Below are 25,871 nucleotides of genomic sequence, written 5' to 3'. Positions count from 1 at the left end.
ACCGATATGACTGGCGCAGTGAAAGGCAGGAAGGATTGGGGAGGGTTTTTCCTTTATCTATTTCTAACGTTGTTCGGTCTCTTGATGCTTGCCCCTCTGGTTTATATGGTATCTACAGCCTTTAAACCAACAAGCGAGCTGTTCCTGTTTCCGCCGCGATTTTTCGTGAACAATCCGACATTAGTCAATTTTCGCGATCTATTGCTCATAACGGGAACGACAAGCGTTCCGTTCTCCAGGTTTATTTTTAACAGCTTGCTGATCAGCTCCTGTATTGTTGGCTTTGGCATTCTCGTATCGGCCATGGCAGCCTATCCGCTGGCGAAGCACAATATGCCGTTTCGCAGCGCTATATTCAACATGGTCGTGCTTGCAATTATGTTCTCGCCGATGGTCGTGCAAATTCCGCAATATTTGCTCATTAGCAAAATCGGTTTGATCAATACGTATTGGGCGATGATTTTGCCATATTTGGCGGCTCCGATAGGGATGTTTCTGATGACGCAGTTTTTGCGCCAAATTCCGGATGCCCTGCTGGAGGCAGCACGCATGGACGGTGCATCCGAGTGGAAGGTGTTCTGGGTTGTCGTCATGCCGATGCTGAAGCCAGCCATCGCGACCTTTGCATTATTCAGCTTCATATCAGCCTGGAATGATCCATACCCAGCGATGGTTTATACGACCGATCAGGATATGAAGTCGCTGCCGCTGGCAATCCAGACGTTAAGCGGTGGATACGGCGTCGTTGCGCGTGTCGGCACGCTTGCCGCGGCAAGTTTATTGATGATTGTGCCGACGATAATCGTCTTTATCGTAACGCAGCGCTTAGTGCTGCAAACGATGGCGCATTCAGGTCTGAAAGAGTAGGAGGACAACCGGGATGAAGCAGGTTACGATATTCCGATTCGTTGTCAGTACAGCTATCGCTTTACTGATGCTAGTTACAGCTCTACCTGTTCAAACGTTCGCGGCCTCTCCATATGAAGGGTATACGAGAAATAAGCTGGGCCAAGATGTTCACTCGATCAACGGGTACATGTATGAGAGCTCAATTGACGGTTATAACCTATCATCTGGACCATTTAGCTCACCCGAGGATATTTTCCTTGCTGACGATGGAACGATCTATATCGTGGATACAGGAAATAGCCGGGTCGTCCATTTGGATGGGAAGCATGAGGTGCTGAACATTATCGGCGACGAAGAAGGCGACGGCAAGCTGAACGAGCCAAAAGGCGTTTACGTGAAGCAGGATGGAACCATCTATGTAGCTGATACGAAAAACCAACGAATCGCTATTTTTGATAAAAACGGGAAATTCCAGAAGCAGTTCGGCAAGCCTGAAAGTCCGCTGCTCGGAGCAACTTTCTCGTATTCTCCATCAAAGCTGCTCGTGGATAAGCGGAATTACATGTTTGTCGTAAGTGATGGAAACACACAGGGCCTCATTCAAATTGATCCGAACGGGCAATTTAAAGGGTTTTATGGTGCGAATCATGTAGGCTTCAGCTGGAGCAGATTGTTCGTTAAGCTCGTTGCAACGGAGGAGCAGAAGGCAAAATTGTCGGTTGTTAAGCCGCTCGAGTTCTCCAATGCGGTGCAGGATGAGGAAGGTTTCGTCTACACGTCCACACTTGGAACAGAAATGAACCAATTAAAGCGTTTATCGCCTGTTGGTGTGGATACGCTCAATATTGTTCCTAAGAGATACGGTGGACGTTTTGATGCTGGACCTTTCGAAGTGTCGTCGTTTCTTGATCTAGCTGTAGATAAGGACGGTGTTATCACTGCACTTGACCTTCAGTCCAGCAAAGTTTATCAGTACGATAAGCTCGGGAATTTCTTGTTCGTGTTCGGAGGGCTCGGCGATCAGAACGGCTTGTTTATAACGCCATCAAGCCTTGATCAGTCAGCAGACGGCACGGTGTATGTGGTCGATAAAGGACGCAATCGCATCGATTTGTTCCGTACGACGCCGTTTGCAGATCTGGTGCATGACGCATCGCGGTTATTCGTTGATGGACGATACAAAGAGTCGGAGGGAATGTGGAACGAGGTTTTGCATTTGAATGCAAACTTTGATCTCGCCTACCTTGCAATCGGCAAGTCTCTCTATAAAGCGGAAAACTATAAGGGAGCTATGGAGTATTTTGAGCTGGCAAGATCGCGTTACGATTACTCGGTCGCTTTTAAGGAATATCGAAAGGAATATATTAGAGAGCATTTTGCATGGATATGTTTAGCCATTATCGTGCTTATCGTGCTTTTGCGCTACATCATCCCTTTTGTTTGGCGCAGAGCTTCTGCGATGCTGAAAGACCGCAAGTCGGCTAAAGTGGTTCAGGTGAAGGGAGGAGTGCCTTATGATCGCAACGTTTAAAATGATGCGGCAGGTGCTCGTGCACCCGATCGATTTTTACCACGATATTCAGGAGCCGGGCCGCATTAAATGGGGGCAAGCGTTGTTCATCGTCGCACTGGCTTATATCGCGAGAATGGTTGCCATTCTAATTACGGGGTATGCGTTCGAGACGAGAGAAACATATGAGATCTCGTTTGTGCATGAGCTGATCTGGATCGTTGTGCCATGGGTAACGTGGACGATATCGAACTGGGGCGTCAGTGCGATTCTTGAAGGGGAAGGGAAATTTAAGGAAGTGTTTGTCGGCAGTGCATTTGCGCTGGTTCCTTATGCGATCTTTATTATCCCGATCACGCTGCTAACCAATATTTTGGCGCTGGATGAAAGCTCTATTTATTCGTTTTTAATCAATCTTACTCTTTACTGGGTAGGGTGGCTGCTCTTGCTTAAGGTAAGAATCGTTCATGATTTTGAGCTTGGCAAAATGATCTGGATTACGTTGCTGAGCATCGTCGGCATATTAATTATTTGGTTTATTGGCATTCTGATGTTTGGCTTAATCAATCAACTCCTTAACTTTATAATCGACATGTTCAAAGAAATAAACTTCCGAAGGTAGGTGGACGAGATGAGGAAACAACGAAAATGGCTTATTATCGTGGCATTGCTGCTCGTTGTCAGCATATTCCCTCACTTCGGGAGCGTGGAAGGCGAAACCCGTGTTCAAGCAGAGGAAGACGCGGGCAAGAGTGCAACTGCGACTGCGTCGGAGGCGACCACGGATGAAGATGCCGCAGCGGCTTCGGATTCAACTGCTGCTTCGGAGGCTCCAGTAGAAGAGTCTGCTGCAGAGACAACGGAACCTGTTGACCAAGGCGAAGTGAAGCAGTATCCTGTATCGGCTACAAAGCAGATTGCGGAGAATGACAGCTACAAGATGTACATCGACGATAAAACAGGCAATGTTCGCCTCGTTGACAAGCGAACGAAGAAAGAATGGCTGGGGACGCCGCAGCTTCCTAGAACGACGATGCCTAATAATAAGAAGTTTATGGATGCTGCCGTTCATGTGAAGTATACAGAGGGCTCGGATACTGTACAAACGTATTTGGCAAAGGAAAAGGAAAACAAGCTGAAGGTTGAGACAATCGACGGCGGTGCGAAAGTAACCTTCCAATTCGTGAAGGAAAAGCTGGAGTTTGCGATTGATTATCGCTTGAATGAGAAAGGCTTCGAGCTGTCGATTCCGGAAGCATCCATTAAGGAGGCGGGCAAAGCAAAGTTTGTAAGTATTGAGCCGCTGCCATTCTGGAACGCTGCTGCGGATACGGAGGAAGGAGCGATTTTCCTGCCGGACGGCTCCGGCGCGCTTATGAAATACAGCGCGAAGCATCCGCAGTATTTTGCAGGCTACTCCGAAATGATCTATGGCGCCGACCCGGCTTATGTTACGCAATCACATACGGATATTGATCAAATGTGGCGGCAAAAGCTTGCTCCAAAAGAAATGGTTGCGCTGCCGGTATTCGGCAATTACCGCGACGATGTAGGTTCGCTCGGTATCGTAACGAAAGGTCAATACGATGCGAAGATTAATGGAACGCCGTCAGGCATCCGCGCGATCTCCTATTATCGGACGTCGGCGGAATTCGTGTACCGCTGGAGCGATGTTATTTTCATCGGGACATCGGGTGAAATCCCATTTTTCCAAGGCAACTGGATCAAAGGCGATCGGCAGCTGCGTTACGTACTGCTTCAAGACAAGGAAGCTGATTATGTCGGAATGGCACAGGCATATGGCAAATTTCTGAAAGAAGAGCAAGGAGTTAAGCCTTTGGAGCAAACGGCAATTCCCTTTAAGGTGAAGCTGCTTGGCGGTATTTTGCGTGATGAGGTGCTTGGCAATACGTTCATTTCGATGACGACATTCGATCAAGCGCGTGAGATTATTGATGCTTTTCAGAAAAAAGGAATCGCGAATTTAGAGCTTACGTTTTCCGGATGGTCTGATGATGGTTTATATGGCGATCAGCCGGATCACTTTCCAGTGGAGAAAAAGCTGGGCGGAGCAAAGGATTTGAAGGATCTTGCCGCCTATGCCGCTAATAAAGGGGTTTCGCTTTATTTGGAAGCAAACTATGCTCGCGCAATCGCGGATAGCGACGGCATGAAGAAGTCAAAAGACGCCATTCGCGGCATGGATCGTGAAGTAGCGCCAAGTACGGACTATTATATTGGCAGCAGATGGAATGACGACAGCAGACTCTATTATTGGATGAAGCCAGAGCGTGTCATCAGCAAACATCTGAACAAAGAGCTGAAGGATTATTCGAAGCTTGGCATCTCTGGTGTCCATCTTAGCTTTTGGGGAAATACATTGTACTCCGATATCGATCCGAAGTCGCTGACAACGCGCGGCGAGACAGCATCAGCTTGGGTGAAAGCTGCGGATGCTATTCGGGAGACTACCGGCGGAGCGTCAGTCGATTATGGATTTGCTTATATGCTTGGGCATATTGATGGCATTAGCGGAGCACCGCTTGATTCCAGCCATTTTATTTACAATGACGAGACGGTTCCTTTCTATCAGATTGCGGTACGCGGGCTGGTGCCTTATACGGCTAATCCAATCAATTTGCGAAATGATGCCCAGAACGAGCTGCTTCGGATGGTAGAGTATGGTGCGCTGCCTAGTCTAGAGCTGACTTATGAGCCTACAACGAAGCTTCAAAGAACGCTGGAGGATCGGTTATGGAGCTCCGAATATAGGACATGGATTGATGATGCCGTTCAGCAATATAACGAACTTAAGTTGATATATAAAGCGATCGCTAATCAGTCGATTGCTGATCATGAGAAGCTGAGCAATAACGTATATCAAACAACGTATGCGAATGGAACAAAGGTTATTGTCAATTATGGCAGTGCTTCAGCGACGGTTGACGGCTTATCTATTCCTGCGGCAGGATATCTCATGCGAAACGGAGGGAAATGAGCATGGGCAAAAAATTTGGACTCTCGATGAGAGGCCGCCACATCTTTGAGGGATACTCGTTCATTTCCATATGGGTTGTCGGTTTCTTACTGTTCATGGTCATTCCGCTTGGCAAATCACTTTATTATTCGCTTAACAATTTAGAGGTTACGAAGGCAGGGCTAAAGGCATCTTACACGGGCTTAACCCATTACCGGGCTGCCTTTACGACAGACATCGATTTTGTGCCGCTGCTGCAAGCTACGCTGACAACGATGCTGACGCAGGTTCCGCTTATTCTGATATTTGCGATGTTCAGCGCATTGCTGCTTAATCGTCCGTTTCGCGGTCGTACATTGTTCCGCGGCATATTCTTTCTGCCGGTTATTATCGCTTCCGGCGCAATCTTAAGGGAGCTCCTGGAGCAAGGGGCTGCCCAGCTCCCGATCTTCTATCAATACGATCTTTACAGCAAGCTAAACGCATTTATACCCGACAGCATCTTGGACCCGCTGCTTCAATATGCAGATTCTTTAACCCTCGTCATGTGGGATTCGGGCGTGCAAATATTGATTTTTATCGCGGGTTTGCAGACGATCTCACCGGCGTTATATGAAGCAGCCAAATGTGATGGCGCGACAAAATGGGAAAGCTTCTGGAAGATTACGTTTCCGATGATTATGCCGATGCTGTTCGTCAACACGCTTTACAGCGTCGTCAACTCGTTCACCAAAACAGATAACCAAATTATGAATCACATTATGAACAATGTGTTCAAAACGAATAATTACGCTTATGGCTCGGCAATGGGCTGGATTTACTTTATTGTGATTTCGGTTGTGCTAGCGGTCGTATTCTTCATCTTCCGCAAAAGCTTGTCAGCAACCGAAGGTAGGGGGTAGATGGCATGAATTCACCTAGCATGACCGAAAAATATGCCGACCTTCAAGGCAAAGCGGAAGAGGTCTGGAAGATTACTTGGATAAAGCGCGGACGCGGCGTAATCGGAACGATTTTCTATTATGTCGTTATTCTCAGCTTGGCGTTTGTTTTCGTTTATCCGCTGCTTTATATGGTATCAAAATCGCTAATGCGGCCGGAGGATGTGGCGGATGCTACGATTCAGTGGATTCCGAAGCAGTTTAATCTAACGAATTATTCGATCGCGATGGAGGAAATTAACTTCTGGCCGGGACTGCTGAACAGCTCCATCATTTCATTTGGCAGCGCGATGCTTCAAGTCGTTAGCTGTTCAATTGTAGGATACGGCTTCGCACGTTACCGTTTTCCCGGTCAAGCGTTGTTTCTAGCGATGGTTGTATTTACATTTCTTGTGCCGCCGCAGACGATCGTTGTACCGTTGTTTACCTTTTTCCTCGACTTGGGCTGGGTAAATACGCATCTGCCGTTCGTTGTGCCGGCGCTGCTTGGACACGGACTGAAAGGCTCTTTGTTCGTCCTTATCTTTATTCAATTTTACCGAACGCTGCCGAATGTGCTGGAGGAAGCGGCAAGAATCGATGGCGCGGGTGCGTTCCGGACGTACTGGATGATTATGTTTCCGCTCGCGAAACCCGCCATGCTGGTTGTCTTCCTTTTCTCGGTCGTGTGGCACTGGAATGACCTGTTTGAGCCGAATATGTATTTACTCGTTCCAGAGTATTTCAACCTGGCGCAAAATATGGCTTTCTTCAACGGCAATGCGAATCTGGATCTTCAGCAGGCATCCAGCTCGGTATCCTCAGGTACGCTCGGCATGGCGCCGACGCTGCAAAACCAAGTTATGGCTGGGGTTATGCTAACGATCCTGCCGGTGCTTATCTTGTATATGTTCACGCAGCGTTATTTCGTCGAGAGCGTCGAGCGTTCCGGTATCGCAGGTGAATAGTAGGATACACCATCTAACATCCAGCATCCAAGTGAAACTAACTGGAATATCTCCAGCTAATTTTCTGAAATGCCGGGATAAGTGAGAAACAACAGGAAATTGTCCCGTTAATTTAACTATGGAAGCCTCTTTTGGCTTAAATAATAGGAATTAACGGGAGAAATTCCTTCTAAGTGAGAATAACGCCCCTGATGGCACTATATTAGCAGGAGTTTTTCCAGTTAATTTGCAGCAAATGTTCAGCCATCATGTTGCGAGCTCGGTACTGCCAGCTTCAATTAGCATGCGCAGCGGCGAATCGTACGAGGCGGGACGCGGCGGTAAACAAGGTGAGGAGCCGTTCTATTTCATAGCGGGCAGAGATGAGAAGACAGATGAAATCATTCTAAAAATATCGTAAATGCCAATGACTATACAGTGAATGCGTCTATCGAAGTAAAGGGGAAAACGATAGCTCCGCAAGGAACGAAGCTGTCACTCCAAGCGGATATGGTTGTGGAGAATTCGTTTGCGATGCCAGCGGCCGTGCTGCCTAAGGAGCAGGCTGTCGATGGGGTGTCTAACACATTTAAGCTTGAGCTTGGGCAACAATCCATTACGATCTTTAGGCTGGAAAATTTACCGTAAAAAGGGGATGAAGAGCTAGCAGCTCGCGCCGCTAGCTCTTATTCGTTCCTTTCATAATAAAGCTTAAAGACGATGTCTTGATTGTAATTTCCAAATCCAGAGCCGAATAACGTAACGCCGCCGACATTTTCGGCGTCCTTCTCGACAGCTATGCGAAATTTCCATTGCTTGCTTAATATGTTGACATCATCAAGGGTAACATCTGAAATTTGCTGACCGTCGATGAAGGTTCCGGCTTGCGTAATCTTCAGCACCTTCAACAGGCCATATTGATTAATTTCATCCCACCACCAATCGGGGGTATACTTTCCTCGTTTACCGCCGAAGTCGCCAGGACTCGTCCATAGGCCGATTTTGGTGTCATTTAAGTAAAAGGAAATATCCGAAGGCCAATTGTCATTAGCAAAAGGAGCCTCGGAGGAAATTTCAAACGATATTTCGAGCTCAGTAGGCTTCTCGCTTTTCAATAAAAAATTGGCTGTTTTGTATTCAATAAAGCCGCTGCTAAACCAAAGGATTCTGGCATTGATGCGATCAGGATCGAGAAAAAAACGCGGCTCATCGAACATGCCAATGACTTTAGCAGTCGTAGCGAGGCCGCAGGTAGGCTCCACTTCAAAGTCGGTGTAGTGACCGATGGAAATGATGGATTCATGATAAGTGCGAAGCGCTGGGCGCCGTGTTGACGGGAAATCTATCTCAATGCTATCCGTGATAAGTTTGCACATTTTTTTGGTCCCGCCGCTGCTGGAAACCATCTCGGAGCTGATTAAGCCGGCTTTTTCGAGCTTCTTCACATGCATCGTCATAATGGGGCTGCTCAGCTCGAGCGCTTGTGCGAGATCCTTGATGTTCATCTCCTGCAGAGCAAGCAGTTGTATGATTTTAAGCCTTACATCGCTGGCTAATGCTTCATAGATGGGTAAATGAGTATCTGAAATATCAATTTTCATACGTTCACTCCGCTCAATTTTTTAACATTGGATTTGCCTTACAGCTGGTGATTGAAAATATGAAGTCGAATTCGTTAATGAAAATGTTATTCTGATATATCTTATCTATTTTATATGCAAAGAGAAACGTTGACAATTTATATTTAGACCGCTGGAACCCTTCGTATTTATAGTAATGAATCGATGAAGTTATTTTATAAAAATAGAAATATTAGCTGGAGGACTGAGAGAAACATGAGCACACAAGCATCTGAACAGTCGCAGAAGCAGCTGCGAAATCCGTTAATCGAGCAACGAGCAGATCCGTGGGTTGTAAAGCACACAGACGGGTATTATTATTTCACAGGCTCCGTGCCGGAGTATGATCGGATTGAGCTGCGAAGAGCACAAACGCTGGAAGGACTTACCGACGCTGAGCAAGTTGTGGTATGGAAAAAACACGATTCGGGTCCAATGAGCCACAATATTTGGGCACCTGAGCTGCATTTTATCGCTGGAAAATGGTATGTATATTTCGCTGCCGCAAGGGCAGATGCGCCATTCAGGCATCGCATGTATGTTATTGAAAATGATTCGGCTAACCCGCTTGAGGGCGAGTGGACGGAGAGGGGCCAGATCATTACGGATTGGGATTCTTTCTCGCTTGATGCGACAAGCTTCCTGCATAATGACGAGCAATATTTAGTATGGGCGCAGCAAGACCCAGCCATTCAAGGCAATACAAATTTGTATATCGCTTCGATGAGCAATCCTTGGACGTTGAAGAGCAAGCAGGTATTGATTACGAAGCCGGAGCTCGACTGGGAAGTCATTGGTTTCATGGTAAATGAGGGAGCGGCTGTCCTGAAGCGGGGCGGGAAAATATTTATGACCTACTCCGGCAGCGCCACCAATCATAACTATGCAATGGGTTTATTGACTGCTGACGATACGAGCGACTTGCTCGATCCGCGCTCATGGGTGAAGACGCAGACGCCAGTGTTTACAAGCTGTCCGGAAAATAGTCAGTATGGGCCAGGGCACAACAGCTTCACCGTGTCTGAGGATGGGGAACAGGATATTTTGATCTATCATGCTCGCAGCTACAAGGACATTGAAGGCGATCCGTTATTTGATCCCAATCGTCACGCCCGCGCCAAGGTATTTACGTGGAACGCCGATGGAACCCCTCATTTCGGGAAGCCGCCGGCTGATAATTTGTAGTGAATAGGCAAGAGCCGCCTGTATAAGGGCGGCTTTTGTTATTGTAATAAAAAAGCTGCAAGGATGGCAGAGTGCCATCCTTGCAGCTTTTATAAAATTATACAGCTTGCAAACCAGCTTGGTTAAGCATGTTCCATGGCTTGTTGTAATGCGGCTGGAAGAAGAAATCGACGTAGCTTAATTCCTCCATTGTCATTCCGTTCTGGATGCAAACCGACAACGTATTAATCGACTGGGTAAGATCAACCTTCGATAACACCTGTGCGCCAACGATTCTGCCGCTATCCGCTTCATATACGACCTTTAAAGTCACTTGCTCAAAGGTAGGCATAAATTCAAGACGGTAGCTATCAATGATTGTGACATTTTTCACATTCATTCCCGCAGCAAGCGCGCCTGTTTCCGTTAAACCAGTCGATGCAATGTTATAATCGTAAATTTTAATGCCCGATGTGCCTTGTGTTCCGAGATATCTGACCGTTGGTTTCATCAGGTTTTTGGCAACGAGCGTTCCCATGCGGACAGCGTTTGTGGCTAAAGGAATATAGGCGTTTTGTCCTGTTGGATTATAGTGAATGGCACAGCTGTCGCCAGCAGCAAATACATCCGATTTGCTCGTTCTCATATAATCATCCACAATAATCGCGCCGTTAGGAAGCATATCTACTTGGCCTTTCAGCAGTTCAGTGTTAGGACGGAAGCCGATGCATAGTACGACGAGATCCGCTTCATATTCGCCAGCTGTCGTGATGACTGTCGTTACATGTCCCTCGCTGCCCTTGAACGAAGTAACCGTCTGACCAGTTGCGATCGTTATCCCTTTATCAATCAACGCCTGCTCTGTAACATCTGTAAATTCACGATCCAAGTATTTATATAAAATGCGTTCCATATTGTCGATTAAGGTTACTTGTTTGCCAAGCTGTTCAAATGCTTCTACGAGTTCAATACCGATGTAGCCAGCTCCGATAACTGCAATGCGGTTCGCTGTTTTTGCTTTCTCGATGATTTCTTTCGAATGGTTGTAGTTTTTGCAAAGAACGATATTTTCAAGCGCGATGCCGTCCATTTGCGGAATAATCGGCCACGAGCCTGTTGTAACGACGAGCTTATCATAGCTTTCAGTAAATTCGTCGCCAGTTACAAGATTGCGGACCTCAATTTGTTTGGCATCCGTATCTACTGCAAGCACATCATGTCGCATATGCGTCTTCACGCCAAGCTCAGCAAGCTGCTCGGGCGAAGCATAAAATAACTGCTCAGCATTTTTTACTACACCGCCAACATGCAGTGCGATGCCGCACGATAGAAACGAGATATTGTCATTCCGTTCATAAACGGTAATGTTGGCCTCCGGGTAAAGTGCAGCCATTTGTTTAATTGCAGCCGTTCCTGCATGTGTACAGCCAATAACAGCAATGTTCATCGTCATAAAAAACGCCTCCTATGGGATGTGTAGAGGGTAGTCTGCTAGGGCAGCCGCCCTTACAACGTGAATTAATTCACAATATACTATATAGTGTGAAAAGATTCACAACCTTTGATTGCTTTTATCATATTCGCTTTTGAGAAAATTGACAAGGGGTGTTCAAGCTGTTTTTACAATATTAATTAAATTTTCAGATTATTTGACACGTTTTGTCCACAACTTCCACAGTAACCATTTATCCATACGATTAGATGATAATAAACTCAGAGCAGCGGCTGTGAATCGTCAAAGTATCTTTTTGCTTCTATTTTATTATGGCAAATGAGCTATTAAATGATAAGGATGGAGCAGCTTCGTGTAGGGGCTTGTTATGTAGGTATTAAACCAAAAAGCATGAAAAACTTTTAAGCCAGCGTTGTATGCGCCATCCAGCTTATTAGAACCTCCATCGCCTACAAATACTGCATTTTCGGGCAATACGCCTAACCTCTCACAGGCTAATTGATATATACGAATGTCTGGTTTGGCTAAGCCAACTTCATACGAGAAGAGGGCATCATCAAAGTAGGGAGCAAGCTGGCTAGCTTGCCACTGGCGAATTTCTTCTTCTGTACAATTGCTAATAAGCCCTATTTTTATGTGCTTGCTTTGCAGCTCTTTCAGCATGGCAAGAACAGCTGGCTGAATTGTTGAAAATGGAGCCTGCTTTTCATCGATTCTTGTTCGATACAATTGCTCCACCACTTGTTCGTTGTAAGGCAAATTCTGCTTCTCCAAAATGTCTCTCATCACTTCAAAGAAGTTAACATATTGTCCGGTCATTCTTGCTTCTTGGCGTTTGCGCCATTCTTTCTTGAAATCGCCATGATTCATGCCGAGAAGTGCAGCATCGTCCGTGGATCTATTGATGGTGCGCTTGCCATCCGTAAATTCAGTTATCAACGTTTCAAATAAATCGAAAAAGATAGCTCTGGTGTTCAGGGTGATCAGCTCCATTTTTCAAATTTATTATTAATTGTGCCATCGTTCCGTTGCCTATTATTTCGTGATACTGCTGTATTTGTCCTCTTCATGGAGGGCGAGCGGATGGGATTTTCATTTTGCTTCGAATTGCTTTAAACTCTTTAGGTAAAAGGGCACGCTAAGGAGGCATTCAAAATGAAAGCAGCACACGAAGATAAGGTTGTACTCATAACAGGCGCTGGAGCTGGTATTGGACGAGCGCTTGCACTAGCTTATGCGGAACAAGGAGCACTGCCTGTATTAGTGGATAAAAACGAAGAAGGACTGGAGCAGACCGGCTTGCTGCTGCAAGAGGCAGGTTATGATTCTTTATCCCTTTCTGCCGATATGAGCAAACCTGATGACATTATTAAAATGCTGCGTGATTTGGAAATGATTGTCGGGAGATTAGACATCGTCATAAACAATGCGGGGTTTGGCATATGGAAGTCGCCATACGACCTATCCATTGATGAATGGGACAGCGTTGTGAATACGAACCTGCGCGGGACGTTTGTCTGTACGCGTGAGGCGGCCAAGTTGATGCGGACAACCGGCGGTGGAGCTATCGTAAACATTTCTTCTACGAGAGCAATGATGTCGGAACCGAATTCAGAAGCCTATGCGGCATCCAAAGGTGGGATTCTCTCGCTAACCCACGCGATGGCGGTGTCGCTCGGCCCAGATCATATTACGGTTAACGCAATATGTCCAGGTTGGATCGAAACGGGTGATTACAGCAAGCTGCGCCCAGAGGATCATGAGCAGCATCCGTCTAAGCGGGTAGGCAAACCGGAGGATATTGCACGGGCATGTTTGTATCTAACAGACCCTCAAAATGATTTTGTAACCGGAACCCACATCACAATTGATGGCGGTATGACGAGAAAAATGATTTATGAGGAGTAATTTGACGCGCGATGTAGAGCGAGTGTAATGGCATAGGGCGGAGGTGTTGGAGCAGATCTCGTAGTGAGCCAGCGCCGTATGGAGTATATTTGTTTACCAAAAAGAGGCAGTCTCAAAAGCAGTTTATCTGCTTTTGAGACTGCCATTGCTTTATTTAAAGCAGTGATTTTACTTGACTAAGAGGAGCTGAAATAAGCCTATTTTCTAGATCTATTTTGGTGAGAAGGGCATGTTTGATGAAAATAGGACTATATTCTAGTCTTATTTTTGCTGAATAGGCTCCTAACCTGCTAGATCGAAGGTGATGATCGAAAATAAGACTATTTTCTAGCTCTATTTTGGTGAGAAGGGCATGTTTGATGAAAATAGGACTATATTTTAGTCTTATTTTTGCTGAATAGGCTCCTAACGTGCTAGATCGAAGGTGATGAGCGAAAATAAGGCTATTTTCTAGCTCTATTTTGGTGAGAAGGGTACGTTTGATGAAATAGGACTATATTTTAGCCTTATATTTGCTGGATTGACTCCTATTGAGCATCATCGAGGCTGATGAGCGAAAATAAGGCTATTTTCTAGCTCTATTTTGGTGAGAAGGGTACGTTTGATAAAAATTGGACCATATTTTAGTCTTATTTTTGCTGAATAGGCTCCTAACGTGCTAGATCGAAGGTGATGAGCGAAATAAGGCTATTTTCTAGCTCTATTTTGGTGAGAAGGGTACGTTTGATGAAAATAGGACTATATTTTAGTCTTATTTTTGCTGAATTGGCTCCTATTGAGCATTATCGAGGCTGATGAGCGAAAATAAGACTATTTTCTAGCTCTATTTTGGTGAGAAGGGCATGTTTGATGAAAATAGGCCTATATTTTAGTCTTATTTTTGCTGAATAGGCTCCTATCGTGCATTATCGTGGGTGATGAGCGAAAATAAGGCTATTTTCTAGATCAGTTTTTACAAAGGTGCGCATTCCATGCTTGCGTGTGAAACCCCATCAACGTTATTTCAGATTAGACTAACTGTGATGCCTGCGTCCCGAGACTCTTCGATAAACAGCTGGATGCATCATTGGTGACCTAAACTTAGTGTAAACTGAAATGAAGCCATGAATAAATACTCCTCTCTAGAATGGTTTAGGCAGCTTTTGCGAGATGAGTATTTACTTCATGGCTTACTTTTTATGCAATCCTTCATATTACACAATTAAATAGGACTCCAATTCCAAACGCTTCGTGGATAGAAAGGTGACCTATTTTAGACTAGTTGTTGCCGGAAAGAGCACAAAAGAAACGATGTGTTAATACGTTGATGAAATGTCCGATAAGGTTTTTACCTTCTAGGCCAACCAACCCATGTATTGAATTCTTTTTTATGCTAATAAAACAAACAGGGGTTGCCTCATCAGCTAACGCGAACAAGCTTCCATCTTTGGGCGCCGTTTCCGAGATCATCCCAGATTTGAACGTTTGATCCGTTGGCTGTGCCAGAAGCAGCGACATCCAGCGCTCTATTGCTGAGTGAGTGGATAAGCTTGAAATAACCGCTCCCTGTGTCGATGATCTTCCAATGCAGGTTATCTGAGTTCGCGTAATCCCAGATTTGAACATTGGTGCCGTTTGCTGTTCCTGCCCCGCTGACATCAAGCGCTTTGCCGCTGTTTGTGTTAATGAGCTTGTATGCTCCGCCCCCGACATGCGTAATCTGCCAGAGCTGATTTGCCTGATTCGCACCCTCCGTCCAAATTTGCACATTGGAGCCATTCGTTGTTCCCCAAGCACCCACCTCAAGCGCTTTGCCGCTATTTGTATTGATAAGCTTGTATACACCGCCTGAAACGACACCATTGTAGACATCGTTGCGAGTAAACTCAACCCGGTCAATATCGACCCATTGGCTCGTTTGGCTGTTTGATGTGAAAAAGCCAATGGTTGCCTGCCCGTTTACAACTGCGATGTTCGAGAGGGTAACCGGCGTCCAAGCTGTGGTTACGGGGCAATTGGTTTGCAGCGACGTTCCGCCAAAATCTTTTACTTCCATTATGCAAGAATTTTGCCCGCCGCTGCTCCGCATATACGCACGCAGCGTATAGCTGCCATTATCAAGCCCGCTAATCGTTTGGCCAACATAAGCCGATGCAGGTCCGCTCGTTCCGGCTAGTCCGATAAAATAATTGCCTTGGGCGGCGGGTACACCGACACCATCGTTTGTGCCATGTACTTTAATTCGAGCGGGGAAATCATCGCCAAATGTCGTCCAGCCGCTTACATTTGCCGTTTCAAAGCTCCAATTTGTTACTAGATTTGTGTTCGATGGTGTAACTGCATGACCAAATCGAATATACACTCCGCTGCTTGGATAGTCTGCACTCGTCGCTGCAAGGACGTGAGTAGAATCTATGGGCAGCAAGGCATTCCAATTGGAGCTGGTCGAGTCGCTTACTGGGAAAATATTAGTCCGATATTGCCAAGTTGCACCATTGTCTGCGCTAATCATCGTGTACATGGAGGAGAATGCGTCGCCGGTATTCGTACTGTCATTGTCCGTTTGAAAAGAAGCAAGCAAGCGGCCATCTCCAAGCTTAACAACAAAAGGCGCACCAGCTTTTTTTCCGGCTTTGGAAGGGACATAAAGGGTTTGACGAGGAACGTTCCAGTTATAACCATCCGACGATATTTTATATTTTATAACAAAAGGATGACCTGCGACGTCGGTCGCTTCGAACACTAGGATGTATTGGCCATTAGCCATTTGGGTAATAACTGGCATTCCATCTCTAGAGCCTGCGGCAACGCCGTCGCTGACAATTATTTCGCCGCTCCAGCCGTTACCGGTCCATGTTTTCATAATAAGCTTCTGAAGGCCTGTATTGCCTACAGTGGCAGGACTATCATCCGCATAATATACAGCTATTGTATTGCCAAGCATTTGTAGATGCGGCTCCCATAATCCTTTGAACGAGTTTGCTGTGGCAGATCCGATTTGGCCGTTCGTTAAATCTGACCAGGTGCTGCCGCCATCGGTACTTTTTTTGGTTTTTAGGTAAGTGTTATAAATCGAACCCGATTGCACAACAAGGCGGTACGATAGCCAAATCTCGCCATTCGGCAACTGAAGCATTTGGCCATTACCTACATTACCGCTGGAATCAGCTGCAGCTTGTATGGCAGGAGACCAGGTATGACCGCCGTCCGTGCTGCGAGAAAGCATGACTCTTGTATTTCCCCCGCCTGCATTCGTATCGAAAGAGGCTAAAATATCGTTATTATTCAGCTTTAGCAGCCGTGGATACCATACTCCGCCATTTTGAGGGGTGAATACGGTTGCGGTATTTGAGGGCCAAGCTAATCCAGGAGCTGCAAAAGCTTGAAAACCAGGGAGCAGAATACTGATTATAAGAAGCAAGCCAATCCATAAAGCGGTTATTCTAACCTTGCTTTGGACAAACATGTGAAACCATCTCCTCTTATTGTTTTGTAAGCGCTTCAAAACGGATTATAGAGTATATTAGTATTTAAATATATACTAAAGTTAGTATATCCTGTGCTTTAAAAACGCTGGAATGATAGAAGTTGAATGAAAATGCAGAAGTTTTCATTAGAAAATGGGGTTATAGACTGCTTTTTAAGATGAAGCATTAGTTGAAAGAAGATTATTTCTCTTTTTTTATACTAAATAGAGTATTTAAAAGTATAACAATATAATCTAGAATGAGTTCATCAAGGAAGCGCTTGCAAAAAAAGGGAGGCGTCAAACGAAATGAATAGAAAATTATCCGCGAAGCTTGGACTTGTAATGCTATTATGCTTTGGAATGCTGCTATCGGCTTGTTCATCAGGTGAAAATGGCAACAGCACTGCTACAAATGGAAACACGGGGAATAAAGGTGATGCAGCAACAAACGCACCGCAAGAAAAAGTGAAGATATCGTTTATGGGTCATGGCAGTCCGCAGGAGAAAGATATATTTACGAAGCTGATCAAATCATACGAAACGAAATATCCGAACGTAAAGGTAGAGTACACAAGCGTGCCGCCTGCTGAATACAATCAGAAGCTGTCTACGCTGGTTGCATCGGGCAAAACACCGGACGTATTTTATGTATCAGGGCCGCAGTTTTACAAGTTTGCCGAAGCAGGCACGATTCAAAACCTGCAGCCGTTTCTAGAAACGACAGAGCTGTTCCAAGCCGATAACGTATGGAAACAAGCGCTTGATCGTTACCGTTTTGACGGCAAGCAGCTGGGGCAAGGGGATTTGTACGGATTGCCGAAGGACGTAGGTCCGTGGGCAATGGCATATAACAAAACGATGTTTACTGAAGCTGGGCTCGAATTGCCGCCGGCAGAGGTTGGCAAATGGACATGGGACAACTGGTTAGATGCAGCGAAGAAGCTGACGAAGGATGAGAATGGCGATGGCAAAGTCGACATTTATGGCGGAGCCAACTTTACGCTGGAAGGCGCGGTATGGGCAAGCGGAGGCGACTTCATCGACTATACAACAGGCAAAGTAACGATTGATACACCGGAATTCGCAAAAGCGATGCAATGGGTAGCAGATCTACGCCTCAAGCACAATGTATCGCCATCGCCGGAGGATGAGAAAGCGATGAACTCGTATTCGCGATTTGTAGCCGGCAAAGTAGGCATGTTCCCAATGGGACCATGGGATCAACCGGGATTTTGGGATTTGCCGTTTGAATGGGATATCGCGGCATGGCCGGTAAACCCGGAGACAGGCAAAGCAGGAACATGGGTTGGCTCAATGGGTTACTCGGTATCCAGCAAATCGAAGCATGCACAAGAAGCGTTTAACTTAGCGGCATTCCTTGCACTGGATAAAGAAGGACAGAAGCAAAACTACGAGCTTGGGCAAGCGGTGCCAAACTTGATTGATATGGCAAAAGGCGAGTTTGTAGCTTATGACAAAGCACCAGCAAATCGTCAAGTTTTCCTTGATATTATTGAAGATTACGGTCATCCGCCAATTGATTTCGGTTCGAAGGATACGAAGTGGATCGATACGATGTGGCAAGAGGCAGGCAAAGTGTGGGACGGCAAGATGACAGCTGCGGATTGGGCGAAGGAATTGCAGCCGAAGCTACAAGACCTGTATGACAAGGGCAATAAATAATAGGATTATGCAATAGTGAGGTTAAGGGGTTGTTTCTAAAGTAGATCATTCTACTTTTGGAACAGCCCTGTTTTTTTGATGGAGCTTAGGGAGAACGCTGTTTTTCCCCGTATCATTCATATAGCTTACGAACCCAGTAGGTCTTATTTAAATCATTTATTATGGATTAAAAATGTAACGAACTCTATAATCGTTATTTCGAGAAAAGCAGTTCATGGCACCCTATAAATCATGATATAACGTTAATCAGGTTCGTTAAAATGAAATAAAAGCAGTTTTCTACATAATAAGCATCATACCGTTCGTTAGAAAAATGATTCGAGGATATTATGCATAACCGATGAGATCAATAATTGTATTTGAGAGAATTCCATCGTCTTTATAAAAGATCACCAATTATTCCATTGCAGACAAAATAAAATTAATTTAGTATAATTAATATATTAATATAATGAGAGGACGTCGTTATGAAAAATTTCCCTTTATATAAGCAAATTCAAGTCGATATTTTAGGGCAAATCAAAGCTGGGAAATTGCGTCCTGGAGATCGTGTCCCATCCGAGAAGGAGCTTGCGGACAAGTATAGAGTAAGCCAAATCACGAGTAAAAACGCGTTGATTGGTTTAGCGGATGAAGGCGTACTCGTTCGAGTACAAGGAAAGGGCACGTTTGTAAGACAGGATGGCGAAACGGCAGAGGATTTAGATGTTTCAAGCCATGTGCGGGACGTCATAGGACTTATTTTACCGTGCATGAAGACGAAGGTGGATCAGAAAATACTGGACTCAATCGAAAAGTACGTAACAGCCAGCGGCTATAACCTACAGGTACGGATTACGAGAGAGTCGCAGCTTGAAGAAAGCGCAGCTATTGAATCGATGGTCGCTGCAAATGTACGCGGATTAATTGTATTTCCGACGGAGGAGGAGCGATATAATGATAGCATTTTACGCTTGTCGCTCGATAAATTTCCGCATGTGCTAATTGATCGTTTTTTGAAAGAGATTCGCACGTACAGCGTCAGCTCAGATAATGTGAATGGAACGGAACAGGCTATCACTCATTTGCTCGACAGCGGCCATGAGCATATTGCCCTTATCACGCCTGAAATTACGAATACAGCGACCGAAGAAAGAGTGATCGGATTCGAAAAAGCGTATTTAGCCAAAAAACTTCCGATTAACAAGGATTTGTGGTGTATTCTCAAAATTGAGGATATATCGAGCGGCAATGCACAGCACATTATTGAAACTTTTATGAGTGAGCGCCCTGAAGTTTCAGCAGCATTCGTTGTCAATGTGGAGTTGACCAACTATACCTATTACGCAGCGAAGAGGCTGAAGAAGTTAGTGCCTGACGATCTCGAGCTCGTTTGTTTTGACCGGCCTGATTTTCAGGATGTATCGTATTTGCAGCAAAATGAAGACGAGATTTGCAAGGTTACCGTTGAATTGCTTCATGCGCAGCTACAAGGGGAGTACGAGCCGCAGCGTATCGTCGTACCCGTGAAATTTTGCGAAATGTAATTAATAGAACATAAAAATACCGTGTGCTGATTTTTAGCGCATGGTATTTTTTATATTATATTCAGTATATAAACATATAACAATATAATTTATAATGAATTCATTGGATTAAGCGCTTACAGAGCGCAATAAGTACTCACACAACATAGGGGGGCGACAACCGCAATGAAGAGCAAATTATCCGCGAAGCTTGGACTTGTAATGCTATTATGCTTTGGAATGCTGCTATCGGCTTGTTCATCAGGTGGAAACGGCAACAGCTCTGCTGCAAATGGAAATACGGGGAATAAAGGCGATGCAGCAACAAACGCACCGCAAGAAAAAGTGAAGATTTCGTTTATGGGTCATGGCAGCCCGCAGGAGAAAGATATATTCGCGAAGCTGATCAAATCATACGAAACAAAATATCCGAACGTAAAGGTAGAGTACACAAGCGTGCCGCCAGCTGAATACAATCAGAAGCTGTCTACGCTGGTTGCATCGGGCAAAACACCGGACGTATTTTACGTATCGGGCCCGCAGTTTTATAAGTTTGCCGAAGCAGGCACGATTCAAAACCTGCAGCCGTTTCTAGAAACGACAGAGCTGTTCCAAGCCGATAACGTATGGAAACAAGCGCTAGATCGTTACCGTTTTGACGGTAAGCAGCTCGGGCAAGGGGATTTGTACGGATTGCCGAAGGACGTAGGTCCGTGGGCAATGGCATACAACAAAACGATGTTTACTGAAGCTGGGCTCGAATTGCCGCCGGCAGAGGTTGGCAAATGGACATGGGACAACTGGTTAGATGCAGCGAAGAAGCTGACGAAGGATGAGAATGGCGATGGCAAAGTCGACATTTATGGCGGAGCCAACTTTACGCTGGAAGGCGCGGTATGGGCAAGCGGAGGCGACTTCATCGACTATACAACAGGCAAAGTAACGATTGATACACCGGAATTCGCAAAAGCAATGCAATGGGTAGCAGACCTGCGCCTGAAGCATAATGTATCGCCGTCGCCGGAGGATGAGAAAGCGATGAATTCGTACTCGCGATTTGTAGCCGGCAAAGTAGGCATGTTCCCAATGGGACCATGGGATCAACCGGGATTTTGGGATTTGCCGTTTGAATGGGATATCGCGGCATGGCCGGTGAACCCGGAGACAGGCAAAGCAGGAACATGGGTTGGCTCAATGGGTTATTCGGTATCCAGCAAAACGAAGCATGCACAAGAAGCGTTTAACTTAGCGGCATTCCTTGCGCTGGATAAAGAAGGACAGAAGCAAAACTACGAGCTTGGGCAAGCGGTGCCAAACCTGATCGATATGGCAAAAGGCGAGTTTGTAGCTTATGACAAAGCACCAGCAAATCGTCAAGTTTTCCTTGATATTATTGAAGATTACGGTCATCCGCCAATTGAGTTCGGTTCAAAGGATACGAAGTGGATCGATACGATGTGGCAAGAGGCAGGCAAAGTGTGGGACGGCAAGATGACAGCTGCGGACTGGGCGAAGGAATTGCAGCCGAAGCTTCAAGAGCTGTATGACAAGGGAAATAAGTAAACTAAAGTTTCGAATGATAAACATAAATAACGAATAGCTAGTGCGAGGATGTGTACGCATGAGGAAAAGTAAACCTAGTTATATCCGCAAAGAATATGCATGGGCCTACCTGTTTGTCGCGGCCCCAGTGCTTGGCTTTCTCATTTTTGGAGTCGCACCGCTTCTTTACTCAGCGTGGTTAAGCTTCACGTCTTGGGATTTGGTTACGCCGCCTGAGTTTGTAGGTTTTGACAACTATATCGAAGTTTTTCACGATGAGAAGGTGTACAAATCACTTTTTAACACTGTATTTATGATGCTTGGCATACCCATTGGCATGATTGTGGCACTCTTGCTTGCTATTATGATGAACCGTCCGCTCAAAGGAATCTCGTTTTTACGGACCATCTATTACTTGCCAGTCATTTCGCCCATTATTGCGGTGTCGTTGTTATGGCAATGGATATTGAATCAAGATTTTGGTTTGCTCAACCAAACGATGTGGAGTTGGTTCGGCATCGAAGGGCCTAACTGGTTAGGTGACGCAAATTGGATTAAACCTTCCATGATTTTGATGGGAGTATGGGGCGGCGTTGGCGGTACGATGGTTCTTTATTTAGCCGGGCTGCAATCGATTTCGTCGTCCTATTACGAGGCAGCTGAAGTGGATGGCGCGAGTGCATTCCAGAAACTGCGGTTAATTACCATTCCACTGCTGACGAACATTCATTTTTTCGTTATTGTCATGGGCGTTATCGGCGCGTTCCAATCGTTTAGCCAAATTTACGTATTGGCAGGCGACGGAGGGCCGGAGTATAGTGCGGCAACCGTAGTATTTTATATTTTCGAAAATGCGTTCAAGTATTTTAATATGGGTTATGCCAGCTCAGTGGCTTGGGTACTTGGCATTATTATTTTCATCGTTACACTCCTTCAGTTCCGTTTATCGAAAAAATGGGTGTACAACGATTAATCTTTTACCGTTACAGTTTGCGAGGGGAGTTTGATTTCAAATGCAACAGAAACGACTAACAAACCTTTGGGTGGCATTCATTTTATGTATCGGCTCTATTATTATGCTGGCGCCGTTCGTTTGGACGATATCCACTTCATTAAAAGATCAACGCAACGTTTTTGAGATTCCGCCTAAATGGATTCCAGACCCGGCTACATTCAAAAACTATGTAACGGCTTGGAATGATTCTCCGTTGCTAAGCGGTTTTATAAATAGCATGATTATTGTCGTCTTTGTCCTTGTCATTGGAATATTCGTTTCCACAATGGCGGCATATGCATTCGCTAAGATTGAATTTCCGTTTAAAGATGCTATTTTTCTATCCTTGCTTGGCACGATGATGATTCCTTTTTCCGTCGTTATGATTCCTCAGTTTATTGGCTTCTCGTCAATTAATTGGACGGATACGCTTTTGCCGCTTATCGTACCCGGGTTATTTGGCAATATCGTCGTTATTTTCTTCCTGCGCCAATACTTGGCGGGAGGTTTGCCGAATGAGTTGGTGGAAGCAGCAAAGCTGGACGGCAGCGGTTTCTTCCGTACCTTCTGGACCATTGCACTGCCGGTTGCAAAACCTGCGATTGCAGCTCAAGCGGCGCTTAGCTTCATGGGCATTTGGAATGATTTTATGGGACCGCTTATTTATTTAAGCTCCCCGCAGAAACAAACCATTCAAGTTCTCATTGCTTCTATGCAATCACAATATATGGGATCTTCTAACTATCCGGTCATCTTGGCGGCATCGATTATATCGATGGTTCCAGTCATTCTTGTATTCTTTTTCTGCCAACGCTACTTTATCGAGTCTATGGCGATTAGCGGCTTAAAAGGTTAGCGCATGAGATATTTTAACCTTACACAAATGAGGGCGACGAAGCTTGTCGCCTTCCTCGTTGTATGCATGGTAGTCATGTTAAGTGGCTGCAAGTCCACGCCAGAAGAAAAAGCAGTCGTACTGTTGAAGGAGGATGCTAAATTGTATACAAATTCGTTGAAGCTGGAGCAAGAGTGGGAGGATTACGGGATCGGAGATCCTTTCATCATGCGTTACAACGGTAGGTTTTATTTGTATTGCAGTACAAAGGACTTTCGTCCGGGCATTAAAGCTTGGAGCTCCGAAAATTTAGTAGATTGGAAATATGAAGGACTAGTTACTGAAGACCCCATTACGACTGGGGCTTATGCACCTGAGGTCTTTTACTGGAATGGCAGCTTCTACCTATATACATCACCGGCAGGCCAAGGGCATTATGTGCTGCAAAGCGACAGCCCAACGGGCCCTTTCGTCGTCAAAACCGAAAATCTCGGGAATTCTATCGATGGCTCTGTTTTTATTGACGATGACGGGAAATGGTATTTTACGAATGCAGGTACGCAAGGCATCGTCGCGCATGAAATGCCAGATCCATTAACGATTGATGTTGGCGTAACGACTAATGCATTTCTTGGACATTGGACAGAAGGTTCAATGATCTGGAAGAGAAATGGCCTTTACTATATGACGTATACGGGCAATCACGTATTTAGCAACGGTTATCGGGTGAACTACGCAGTATCCAAGGAGGGGCCTTTCGGTGATTATACGATTCCTGCAAACAATCCGATCGTCATCAGCGTAAAGGATGAATTTAAAGGGCTTGGCCATAGTGCAACAGTGCTTGGGCCAGATATGGACTCTTATTATTTGACTTATCATAATCTGATTGGACATTCTTCTGAAGGCCCGCCAGTACGTGAATTGAATATTGATCGACTTGCCTATAACGGTGATAAGCTGGTTGTTTTTGGACCATCTCATGATCATATGCAGCCTGCGCCAGCAATGCCTTCATTATATAGCTGGCTCACAGACGGCATTTCTTCAGAACAATGGGATGAATCCTCATCAGCGGCTGAACAAAAGGTGCTGAGTAAACTTTCGACGGAAGATGCCTTTATTGCGGAATATAACTTCCGATTGAATCTTTCGGACAGTGCAGTGGATAGCAGTACGATTGCAGCTGTATTCTCTTATGCAGATGAAGCTAATTATTCAGCAATCAAGCTGTGGCCAGGCAAACATGAGATTGGGTATGTAACGGTTCAAAATGGATCAGAGAAACAGCTTGCACAAGCACTGCTTCCTAATGCATTTGATTACTCGAAGCTGCATACGATTCGTGTTGAGCAGCGTGATGAAAGTGTTCTTGTCTTCTTCGATGGAATGAAAAAGATAGAGGAGCATACAGCTAAGCCGACCGGCGGGAAAATTGGCTATATCGCCAATCAGTCGCAGCCCATTTATGAATATACAGCCTTTACGAATGAAGCAGGCGGCAGCAGTGATTTTGAAGCTTATAAGCCTGTGCCTGGAGCAATTGAAGCAGTTCATTATTTGAAGGAAGCTGATCGCGGCTTTTATTTGGAGCAGAAGTCATCCGAGATCAGTGATTTTAGGAAAGCAGACGGAGTTCCGATTCGCAAGCTGGAAGATGGCAGTTATTCCGTGAGCCTGCTGCAAGGCGGTGACTGGTTGAAATACAAGCTGAATGTGAAGGATCATGCAAAATACGGGATCGGCTTAACGCTTAAAAAGCCGGAGAAGGATGTTGTCTTGGCGTGGTCAATTGACGGCGGCGAAGCCGTGAAGACAAAGATCAAAGCCGATGACCCAGCCTTTGTAGAAGGCACAGCGAAGCTTCGAATCGGAACAATCGAAATTGCGGCAGGTTTTCATGAGCTTAAGATAGAACTGAAAGCTGGACCAGTGGAAGTGCATTCCTTTGAGCTGTTTGCTATAGACCTGCTGGATAAGGAGCAGCCGTTCCATTCATTATCCTCTCAAACGGGAATGGGGCTGTTTGGACAATCGGAGGATGATTATAGCGGCAGCGGCATAGATGATGACATGTTGTTTGCGGGCAGTGACAATTGGGACAATTATGAGCTGGCGTTTGATGTGCAGTTGAATGCAGAAACGGATATCGGAGGCGTTTTTGTTCGAGCTTCCAATGAATCCTACCATCCGGCTCAGGTTAGGGATGCAGTCATGGGCTATTACATCGGTATTTCTTCTTCGCAGCTGACATTGAATCGGATGAACTATGATTCCAATTTAGTAGCTAGTGAAAGCACAGAACTGGAAGCCGGTAAAGCCTATTCGTTCAGAGTTGTTGTAAAAGACGGGAACATACAAGTATTTCTGGGGGATGGCTCAACTCCAGTTATTGATTATACGGACCCTCATCCATTTTTGCATGGCAAGGTAGGCATTCGGTCAGAACGTTCAACAATGTTGTTCAACCATTTAATGATAAATCCGCTAAAAAAATAATATATAAGCATAAGCAAT

20 protein-coding genes are annotated in these 25,871 nt (G+C 45.4%); 16 read left to right on the top strand and 4 right to left on the bottom strand.

Features of this window, described 5'->3' with window-relative positions:
- Positions 1 to 6: 6 nt before the first annotated feature.
- The 8 genes from AC0VYE_RS28700 (at position 7) to AC0VYE_RS28665 (ending at position 7,851) form a co-directional block, all read left to right on the top strand.
- Positions 7 to 867 carry a carbohydrate ABC transporter permease gene (locus tag AC0VYE_RS28700; protein WP_256710834.1) on the top strand — a complete coding sequence of 287 codons (861 nt, stop codon included), beginning with the start codon at positions 7 to 9 and terminating at the stop codon, positions 865 to 867.
- A 13-nt stretch (positions 868 to 880) separates the two neighbouring features.
- The gene (locus tag AC0VYE_RS28695; protein ID WP_475444052.1) at positions 881 to 2,380 is read left to right on the top strand and encodes a hypothetical protein; all 1,500 of its coding nucleotides are present in this window, start codon (positions 881 to 883) and stop codon (positions 2,378 to 2,380) included.
- A complete protein-coding gene (locus AC0VYE_RS28690) occupies positions 2,364 to 2,981 on the top strand; it encodes a YIP1 family protein (protein ID WP_475444050.1) in 618 nt (205 codons plus the stop codon). The genes AC0VYE_RS28695 and AC0VYE_RS28690 overlap by 17 nt, the downstream gene beginning before the upstream one ends.
- A 9-nt stretch (positions 2,982 to 2,990) precedes the next feature.
- Entirely contained in the window at positions 2,991 to 5,357 is a 2,367-nt protein-coding gene (locus tag AC0VYE_RS28685) for a DUF5696 domain-containing protein (protein WP_475444048.1), read from the top strand.
- A gap of 2 nt (positions 5,358 to 5,359) precedes the next feature.
- Positions 5,360 to 6,238 (top strand): carbohydrate ABC transporter permease, encoded by an 879-nt coding sequence (locus tag AC0VYE_RS28680; protein ID WP_076267167.1) that lies wholly within the window; start codon positions 5,360 to 5,362, stop codon positions 6,236 to 6,238.
- A 5-nt stretch (positions 6,239 to 6,243) separates the two neighbouring features.
- Positions 6,244 to 7,224: a carbohydrate ABC transporter permease gene (locus AC0VYE_RS28675; RefSeq protein WP_441912869.1), complete on the top strand. Its 981-nt coding sequence runs from the start codon at positions 6,244 to 6,246 to the stop codon at positions 7,222 to 7,224.
- Positions 7,225 to 7,450: 226 nt separating this feature from the next.
- The gene (locus tag AC0VYE_RS28670) at positions 7,451 to 7,624 is read left to right on the top strand and encodes a hypothetical protein (RefSeq protein ID WP_475444045.1); all 174 of its coding nucleotides are present in this window, start codon (positions 7,451 to 7,453) and stop codon (positions 7,622 to 7,624) included.
- A gap of 17 nt (positions 7,625 to 7,641) precedes the next feature.
- Complete coding sequence (locus tag AC0VYE_RS28665; protein ID WP_475444043.1) at positions 7,642 to 7,851, top strand: hypothetical protein; 210 nt, start codon at positions 7,642 to 7,644, stop codon at positions 7,849 to 7,851.
- A gap of 38 nt (positions 7,852 to 7,889) precedes the next feature.
- Here AC0VYE_RS28665 and AC0VYE_RS28660 read toward each other — a convergent pair whose 3' ends face one another.
- A complete protein-coding gene (locus tag AC0VYE_RS28660; protein ID WP_441882668.1) occupies positions 7,890 to 8,804 on the bottom strand; it encodes an ArsR/SmtB family transcription factor in 915 nt (304 codons plus the stop codon).
- 234 nt (positions 8,805 to 9,038) lie between these two features.
- Here AC0VYE_RS28660 and AC0VYE_RS28655 point away from each other — a divergent pair, with 234 nt between their 5' ends.
- Positions 9,039 to 10,007: a glycoside hydrolase family 43 protein gene (locus AC0VYE_RS28655; protein ID WP_475444041.1), complete on the top strand. Its 969-nt coding sequence runs from the start codon at positions 9,039 to 9,041 to the stop codon at positions 10,005 to 10,007.
- A 97-nt stretch (positions 10,008 to 10,104) separates the two neighbouring features.
- Here AC0VYE_RS28655 and AC0VYE_RS28650 read toward each other — a convergent pair whose 3' ends face one another.
- Positions 10,105 to 11,433, bottom strand: coding sequence for an FAD-dependent oxidoreductase (locus AC0VYE_RS28650; RefSeq protein ID WP_076267398.1), 1,329 nt, complete (start codon positions 11,431 to 11,433; stop codon positions 10,105 to 10,107).
- Positions 11,434 to 11,748: 315 nt separating this feature from the next.
- A complete protein-coding gene (locus AC0VYE_RS28645) occupies positions 11,749 to 12,432 on the bottom strand; it encodes an HAD family hydrolase (protein WP_475444039.1) in 684 nt (227 codons plus the stop codon).
- Positions 12,433 to 12,594: 162 nt separating this feature from the next.
- Between AC0VYE_RS28645 and AC0VYE_RS28640 the strand changes: the two genes are divergently transcribed.
- Positions 12,595 to 13,347 (top strand): SDR family NAD(P)-dependent oxidoreductase, encoded by a 753-nt coding sequence (locus AC0VYE_RS28640; protein ID WP_475444038.1) that lies wholly within the window; start codon positions 12,595 to 12,597, stop codon positions 13,345 to 13,347.
- A gap of 1,399 nt (positions 13,348 to 14,746) precedes the next feature.
- Here the strand turns inward: AC0VYE_RS28640 and AC0VYE_RS28635 are convergent.
- Positions 14,747 to 16,792, bottom strand: a complete 2,046-nt coding sequence (locus AC0VYE_RS28635; RefSeq protein WP_475444036.1) for an RICIN domain-containing protein — start codon at positions 16,790 to 16,792, stop codon at positions 14,747 to 14,749.
- Positions 16,793 to 17,101: 309 nt separating this feature from the next.
- On the opposite strand from AC0VYE_RS28635, the gene AC0VYE_RS28630 reads away from it, so the two are divergent.
- The 6 genes from AC0VYE_RS28630 to AC0VYE_RS28605 all read left to right on the top strand — a co-directional run bounded on the left by AC0VYE_RS28630 (position 17,102) and on the right by AC0VYE_RS28605 (position 25,853).
- Positions 17,102 to 18,478 carry an ABC transporter substrate-binding protein gene (locus AC0VYE_RS28630; protein WP_475444033.1) on the top strand — a complete coding sequence of 459 codons (1,377 nt, stop codon included), beginning with the start codon at positions 17,102 to 17,104 and terminating at the stop codon, positions 18,476 to 18,478.
- A gap of 467 nt (positions 18,479 to 18,945) precedes the next feature.
- Positions 18,946 to 20,004 (top strand): GntR family transcriptional regulator, encoded by a 1,059-nt coding sequence (locus AC0VYE_RS28625; protein ID WP_076271923.1) that lies wholly within the window; start codon positions 18,946 to 18,948, stop codon positions 20,002 to 20,004.
- Positions 20,005 to 20,169: 165 nt separating this feature from the next.
- Positions 20,170 to 21,546 carry an ABC transporter substrate-binding protein gene (locus AC0VYE_RS28620; RefSeq protein ID WP_475444031.1) on the top strand — a complete coding sequence of 459 codons (1,377 nt, stop codon included), beginning with the start codon at positions 20,170 to 20,172 and terminating at the stop codon, positions 21,544 to 21,546.
- A 58-nt stretch (positions 21,547 to 21,604) separates the two neighbouring features.
- The gene (locus tag AC0VYE_RS28615) at positions 21,605 to 22,498 is read left to right on the top strand and encodes a carbohydrate ABC transporter permease (RefSeq protein ID WP_076267158.1); all 894 of its coding nucleotides are present in this window, start codon (positions 21,605 to 21,607) and stop codon (positions 22,496 to 22,498) included.
- Positions 22,499 to 22,538: 40 nt separating this feature from the next.
- Complete coding sequence (locus AC0VYE_RS28610) at positions 22,539 to 23,375, top strand: carbohydrate ABC transporter permease (protein WP_475444028.1); 837 nt, start codon at positions 22,539 to 22,541, stop codon at positions 23,373 to 23,375.
- Between the two features lie 3 nt (positions 23,376 to 23,378).
- Entirely contained in the window at positions 23,379 to 25,853 is a 2,475-nt protein-coding gene (locus tag AC0VYE_RS28605) for a family 43 glycosylhydrolase (RefSeq protein ID WP_475444026.1), read from the top strand.
- Positions 25,854 to 25,871: the final 18 nt, after the last annotated feature.

It is taken from the genome of Pristimantibacillus sp. Z349TD_6, from assembly GCF_056173205.1.
The sequence above is the reverse complement of the archived record's forward strand: the minus strand, read 5'-3'. Positions and strand labels throughout refer to the sequence as shown.

Coding starts and splice junctions, on each gene's coding strand:
- AC0VYE_RS28620 (WP_475444031.1), top strand. CDS start 20,170: ATGAAGAGCAAATTATCCGCGAAGCTTGGACTTGTAATGCTATTATGC.
- AC0VYE_RS28635 (WP_475444036.1), bottom strand. CDS start 16,792: ATGTTTGTCCAAAGCAAGGTTAGAATAACCGCTTTATGGATTGGCTTG.
- AC0VYE_RS28695 (WP_475444052.1), top strand. CDS start 881: ATGAAGCAGGTTACGATATTCCGATTCGTTGTCAGTACAGCTATCGCT.
- AC0VYE_RS28700 (WP_256710834.1), top strand. CDS start 7: ATGACTGGCGCAGTGAAAGGCAGGAAGGATTGGGGAGGGTTTTTCCTT.
- AC0VYE_RS28640 (WP_475444038.1), top strand. CDS start 12,595: ATGAAAGCAGCACACGAAGATAAGGTTGTACTCATAACAGGCGCTGGA.
- AC0VYE_RS28605 (WP_475444026.1), top strand. CDS start 23,379: ATGAGATATTTTAACCTTACACAAATGAGGGCGACGAAGCTTGTCGCC.
- AC0VYE_RS28615 (WP_076267158.1), top strand. CDS start 21,605: ATGAGGAAAAGTAAACCTAGTTATATCCGCAAAGAATATGCATGGGCC.
- AC0VYE_RS28610 (WP_475444028.1), top strand. CDS start 22,539: ATGCAACAGAAACGACTAACAAACCTTTGGGTGGCATTCATTTTATGT.
- AC0VYE_RS28630 (WP_475444033.1), top strand. CDS start 17,102: ATGAATAGAAAATTATCCGCGAAGCTTGGACTTGTAATGCTATTATGC.
- AC0VYE_RS28650 (WP_076267398.1), bottom strand. CDS start 11,433: ATGAACATTGCTGTTATTGGCTGTACACATGCAGGAACGGCTGCAATT.
- AC0VYE_RS28680 (WP_076267167.1), top strand. CDS start 5,360: ATGGGCAAAAAATTTGGACTCTCGATGAGAGGCCGCCACATCTTTGAG.
- AC0VYE_RS28660 (WP_441882668.1), bottom strand. CDS start 8,804: ATGAAAATTGATATTTCAGATACTCATTTACCCATCTATGAAGCATTA.
- AC0VYE_RS28625 (WP_076271923.1), top strand. CDS start 18,946: ATGAAAAATTTCCCTTTATATAAGCAAATTCAAGTCGATATTTTAGGG.
- AC0VYE_RS28675 (WP_441912869.1), top strand. CDS start 6,244: ATGAATTCACCTAGCATGACCGAAAAATATGCCGACCTTCAAGGCAAA.
- AC0VYE_RS28645 (WP_475444039.1), bottom strand. CDS start 12,432: ATGGAGCTGATCACCCTGAACACCAGAGCTATCTTTTTCGATTTATTT.
- AC0VYE_RS28685 (WP_475444048.1), top strand. CDS start 2,991: ATGAGGAAACAACGAAAATGGCTTATTATCGTGGCATTGCTGCTCGTT.
- AC0VYE_RS28655 (WP_475444041.1), top strand. CDS start 9,039: ATGAGCACACAAGCATCTGAACAGTCGCAGAAGCAGCTGCGAAATCCG.
- AC0VYE_RS28690 (WP_475444050.1), top strand. CDS start 2,364: ATGATCGCAACGTTTAAAATGATGCGGCAGGTGCTCGTGCACCCGATC.